The sequence below is a fragment of the Propionivibrio sp. genome (genome assembly GCF_016790145.1).
Lineage (GTDB): Bacteria > Pseudomonadota > Gammaproteobacteria > Burkholderiales > Rhodocyclaceae > Propionivibrio.
On record NZ_JAEUOI010000163.1, the window covers coordinates 1 to 4920 of the forward strand.

General features: G+C 60.1%; 4 protein-coding genes. All 4 read left to right on the top strand.

Features of this window, described 5'->3' with window-relative positions:
- On the top strand, positions 1 to 854 hold an 854-nt coding region (locus JNM42_RS13450; RefSeq protein WP_294270855.1), incomplete at its 5' end, for a 4Fe-4S dicluster domain-containing protein.
- The gene (locus JNM42_RS13455) at positions 851 to 2731 is read left to right on the top strand and encodes a 2-oxoacid:acceptor oxidoreductase subunit alpha (protein WP_294270857.1); all 1881 of its coding nucleotides are present in this window, start codon (positions 851 to 853) and stop codon (positions 2729 to 2731) included. The genes JNM42_RS13450 and JNM42_RS13455, both read left to right, overlap by 4 nt.
- Positions 2728 to 3789 carry a 2-oxoacid:ferredoxin oxidoreductase subunit beta gene (locus JNM42_RS13460; protein ID WP_294270862.1) on the top strand — a complete coding sequence of 354 codons (1062 nt, stop codon included), beginning with the start codon at positions 2728 to 2730 and terminating at the stop codon, positions 3787 to 3789. Before JNM42_RS13455 ends, JNM42_RS13460 begins: the two co-directional genes overlap by 4 nt.
- 85 nt (positions 3790 to 3874) lie before the next feature.
- Positions 3875 to 4920, top strand: a 1046-nt coding sequence (locus JNM42_RS13465) for an aspartate ammonia-lyase (RefSeq protein WP_294270865.1), incomplete at its 3' end; no start/stop codon positions are given.

Genomic DNA, 4920 nt, shown 5'->3' on the forward strand with positions numbered 1-4920 from the left:
TCCTCTTCGAGCGGGTGCGCGCCGAGTACGACGCCAAGGGAAAACGCAGCCTGATTCCTACCGGCGAGCCGGATGTATTCATGGAATGCGACGAAGTGCTGGTGGCCATCGGCCAGGAAAACGCCTTCCCCTGGATCGAGAAGGACATCGGGCTGGAATTTGACCAATGGAATATGCCGGTGTTGAACCACGCGACGCTGCAATCTACACTGCCGAAGGTGTTTTTCGGCGGTGATGCGGCGCTCGGCCCGAAGAACATCATTACTGCCGTGGCGCAGGGCCATGAAGCGGCTATTTCCATCGATCTGTTCTGCAAGGGAAGAAGTCTGGAGGATCGTCTGCCGCCGCTGACCAACCTGGTCAGCCAGAAGATGGGCATTCACGAGTGGAGCTATGACAATCAGGTGTCCGAAGAGGAACGCAAGAAGGTGCCGGTGAAGGCGCTGGAAAAGACCCTCAAGGACATCAAGCTTGAACTCGAAATGGGTTTCGATCCGTACATGGCCTGCTCCGAAGCCGAGCGTTGCCTCAACTGCGACATCGAGACGGTATTCACCGGCAAGACCTGCATCGAGTGCGATTCCTGCGTCGATATTTGCCCGACGGAATGCATCACCTTCACCGGCAACGGCGAAGAGAATGACTTGCGCACTCGCCTGAAAGCGCCGGCGGATAACCTGGAGCAGGCGCTCTATGTCTCGGACATACTGAAGACGGGACGGGTCATGATCAAGGATGAAAATATCTGCCTGCATTGCGGCATGTGCGCCGAGCGCTGTCCGACCGGCGCCTGGGACATGCAGAAATTTTTCCTGCAAACGGCTGAAGCCGGGATGGAGGTGCGAAAGACATGAGTGCCATGAAAACCATTCGGGCGTGCAACGATTTCGTCATCAAGTTCGCCAACGTCAACGGCTCCGGATCGGCGTCGGCCAACGAGTTGTTTGCGCGCGCCATCATGAACATGGGTGTCCCGGTGGCGCCGCGCAATATCTTTCCGTCGAACATCCAGGGCATGCCCACCTGGTATGAAATGCGCGTTTCGGCCGATGGCTGGCTCGGTCGCCGTGGCGGTTGCGACCTGATGGTGGCGATGAATCCGCAGACCTGGGATCGTGACATTGCCGAGCTGGCCTCTGGCGGCTATCTGGTCTATGACTCGACCAAGACCCTGCCCCGATCAAGATTCCGCGAAGACATCACGGTGCTGGGCGTTCCTCTCACCGAAATCTGCAACCGTGAATACACCGATCCGCGGCAGCGGCAGTTGTTCAAGAACATCATGTACGTCGGGGCACTGACCGCGCTGCTCGACATGGATTTGACCGTCGTCGAGAAGCTGATTGCCGATCAGTACCGTGGCAAGGACAAGCTGATCGGTGCCAACGTCAATGCCCTCAAGCTCGGCTACGACTATGCCAAAGCCAGTCATTCCTGCCCGATCGGCCTGCGCATCGAACGCAGCGATGGCGTCGGCGACCGGATATTCATCAACGGTAACGACGCCTGCGGCCTCGGTGCCGTTTATGGCGGTGCGACGGTCGCCGCGTGGTACCCGATTACACCGTCCACCTCGGTGATCGAGGCCTTCAGCGGCTACTGCCGCAAGTTCCGTACCGACCCCGACAACGGCAAGGCGCGCTATGCCGTGGTTCAGGCCGAAGACGAGCTGGCCTCGATCGGCATGGTGATCGGTGCCGCCTGGAACGGCGCGCGCGCCTTCACCGCGACTTCCGGCCCCGGCATTTCCCTGATGCAGGAATTCTTCGGGCTGGCCTATTTTGCCGAAGTCCCGGTGGTGGTTTTCAATGTACAGCGCGGCGGTCCCTCGACCGGCATGCCGACGCGCACCCAGCAATCCGACCTGATCGCCTGCGCCTACGCCTCGCACGGCGACACCCGGCATGTGCTGCTGTTTCCGCAAGACCCTTACGAATGCTTCACCTTCGGCGCCCAGGCGTTTGACCTGGCGGATCGTCTGCAGACGCCGGTATTCGTCCTGCTCGATCTTGACATCGGAATGAACGATCGCCTGTGTCAGCCTTTCGACTGGGACGACCAGCGCCGCTACGATCGCGGCAAGGTGATGAGCGCCGAAGAACTCGAAGCCGGCAAGAATTTCGGCCGCTATCTGGACGTCGATGGCGACGGCATTGCCTATCGCACGATTCCCGGAACGCACCCGAGCAAGGGCGCCTTCTTCAGTCGCGGCACCACGCGCAACGCCTACGCCAAGTACAGCGAGGCCGGAACCGACTATATCTACAACATGGAGCGTCTACGCCGCAAATTCGAAACGGCTAAAACATTTCTGCCGGCACCTGTGCTTCAGCGCGCCGCACAGCCCGCGCGCTTTGGTGCCATTTACTACGGATCGACCAGCCCGGCCATGGCCGAAGCATCGGCGCTGCTCGCAACACAGGGGCTCCATGTCGATACCCTGCGCGTGCGCAGTTTCCCGTTTGCCGACGAAGTGATCGATTTCATCTACGCGCATGATGGCGTCTTTGTCGTCGAGCAGAACGAGAGCGGCCAGTTGCGCATGCTGCTGATCAACGAAGGAGAGGTCGATCCGAAGCGCCTGTTGCGCGTGCTGCACTACGATGGCACGCCAATCACCGCCAGCTTCATTTCCGGCAAGATTGCCGAAGCGCTCGCGCTGCGCAAGGTCAAAGCGACTTCGCTGGCGGAACCGTTGATGACCCCGACGCGCAAAAAGGTGGCTTCATGACCTATCTCGCCAAACCCAGACTGCTGCGCCCCGACACGCCCAGGAATTCGCTCGGTTATACCCGGCGCGATTATGAAGGTGCCATTTCAACCCTGTGTGCCGGATGCGGCCACGACTCGATCAGTGCCGCCGTGGTGCAAGCCTGTTTTGATCTCGATATCGAGCCGCACCGGGTAGCCAAGCTCTCGGGCATTGGCTGCTCGTCAAAGACGCCGGATTACTTCCTCGGCAACTCCCACGGGTTCAACACCACGCATGGCCGCATGCCCTCGGTGCTGACCGGCGCCGCGCTGGCCAATCGCGACCTGATTTATCTGGGCGTTTCCGGTGACGGCGATTCGGCCTCGATCGGCATCGGCCAGTTTGCACACGCCATGCGACGCGGCGTAAACATGACCTACCTCGTTGAAAACAACGGTGTCTATGGCCTGACCAAGGGGCAGTTCTCGGCCACCGCCGACAAGGGTTCGAAGAGCAAGCGCGGGGTGGTCAATAACGAGACGCCGATCGATCTGGTCGCGCTCGCGCTGCAACTCGGCGCCAGCTATGTGGCGCGCAGTTTTTCAGGTGACAAGGAGCAGTTGATTCCACTGATCAAGGGCGCCCTGCGTCACCTTGGCCCGGCCTTCATCGATGTCATCAGCCCCTGCGTGACGTTCAACAACCATTCCGGATCGACCAAGAGCTACGACTACGTGCGCGAGCACAACGACGCCGTCAACCGCCTGGATTTCATCCTGCCGCGCGACCGGATCAACGCCTCCTATCCGCCCGGTTCGCTGCGCCGCATTGTTCAGCATGACGGCTCCATACTGCATCTGCGCAAACTGGACAGCGATTACGATCCCTCGGATCGCATTGGCGCCATGAACCATCTGCAGGAACGGCATGCCCTGGGCGAGATTGTCACCGGCCTGCTCTACGTCGATAGCAGCGCCGAGGATCTGCATCGCCATCTGAACACGGTGGAGAAGCCGCTGAACCAGCTCGGTGACGCCTATCTTTGCCCCGGCAGCAAGGTCCTTGAAGCGCTCAACGCTTCGCTCAGGCGCTCCTGATAACCCGCCCTCCGGATCAAGAAACGCGGCCGCAACCGCGCAGTGCGGGCATCGATTGCGACCTTTTTCAGACAAAGGAGTTGACATGTCAAGAATCGAGAAGGATTTCCTCGGCGAGAAGGAATTGCCGGATAGCGCCTATTACGGCGTACAGACCTTGCGTGGCAAGGAGAATTTCCACATTACCGGCATCCCGATGTCGGCCGAGCCGTATTTCGTCAAGGCTTTCGGCTATGTCAAGAAAGCGGCTGCGCTGGCCAACCGCGATCTCGGCGTGCTCGATGCCCGGGTCGCCGATGCGATCGTCGGTGCCTGTGAGCGTTTGATCGCCGGCGAGATGTGCGATCAGTTTGTGACCGATTTCATCCAGGGCGGGGCCGGTACCTCGACCAACATGAATGCCAACGAGGTGATTGCCAACCTGGCACTGGAGAGCCTGGGCTACCGGAAAGGCGAATACCAGCATGTCAACCCGAACGATCATGTCAATTACGGTCAATCGACCAACGACATCTACCCGACTGCTTTCCGGCTAGCGCTGATCCTCCGTCTGGCCAGCTACATGGAGGCGCTGCGCCTCCTGCAGGAGGCCTTCTTCGCCAAGGGCAATGAGTTCGAACGGGTGATCAAGATGGGTCGTACGCATCTCCAGGACGCGGTGCCGATGTCGCTCGGCCAGGAGTTTCACGGCTGGGGAACGACCATCGGTGAGGAGGTCAGCCGTATCGCCGAGGTCTGCCAGTTGCTGCACGAAATCAATCTCGGTGCGACGGCGATCGGCACTTCGGTGACGGCTGCCCCAGGTTATCCCGAACTGGCCACCCGCTATTTGTCCGAGCTGACTGACCATCGCTTCATTCTTGCCGGCGACCTCGTCGAAGCGACCTCGGACACCGGCACCTACGTCCAGTTGTCGGGTGTTCTCAAACGGACCTCGGCAAAGCTGACCAAGATCTGCAACGATATCCGGTTGCTCGCCTCGGGGCCGCGCTGCGGGCTGAACGAGATCAGACTGCCGCAGATGCAGCCCGGTTCATCGATCATGCCAGGCAAGGTCAATCCGGTGATTCCCGAGGTCGTCAACCAGACCAGTTTCCTGGTGATCGGCCTCGACCTGACCGTCACGCTCGC

What these genes read in the sequence shown, in the direction of transcription:
- JNM42_RS13455 (WP_294270857.1), top strand. Translation starts at nt 851, where the DNA reads ATGAGTGCCATGAAAACCATTCGGGCGTGCAACGATTTCGTCATCAAG.
- JNM42_RS13460 (WP_294270862.1), top strand. Translation starts at nt 2,728, where the DNA reads ATGACCTATCTCGCCAAACCCAGACTGCTGCGCCCCGACACGCCCAGG.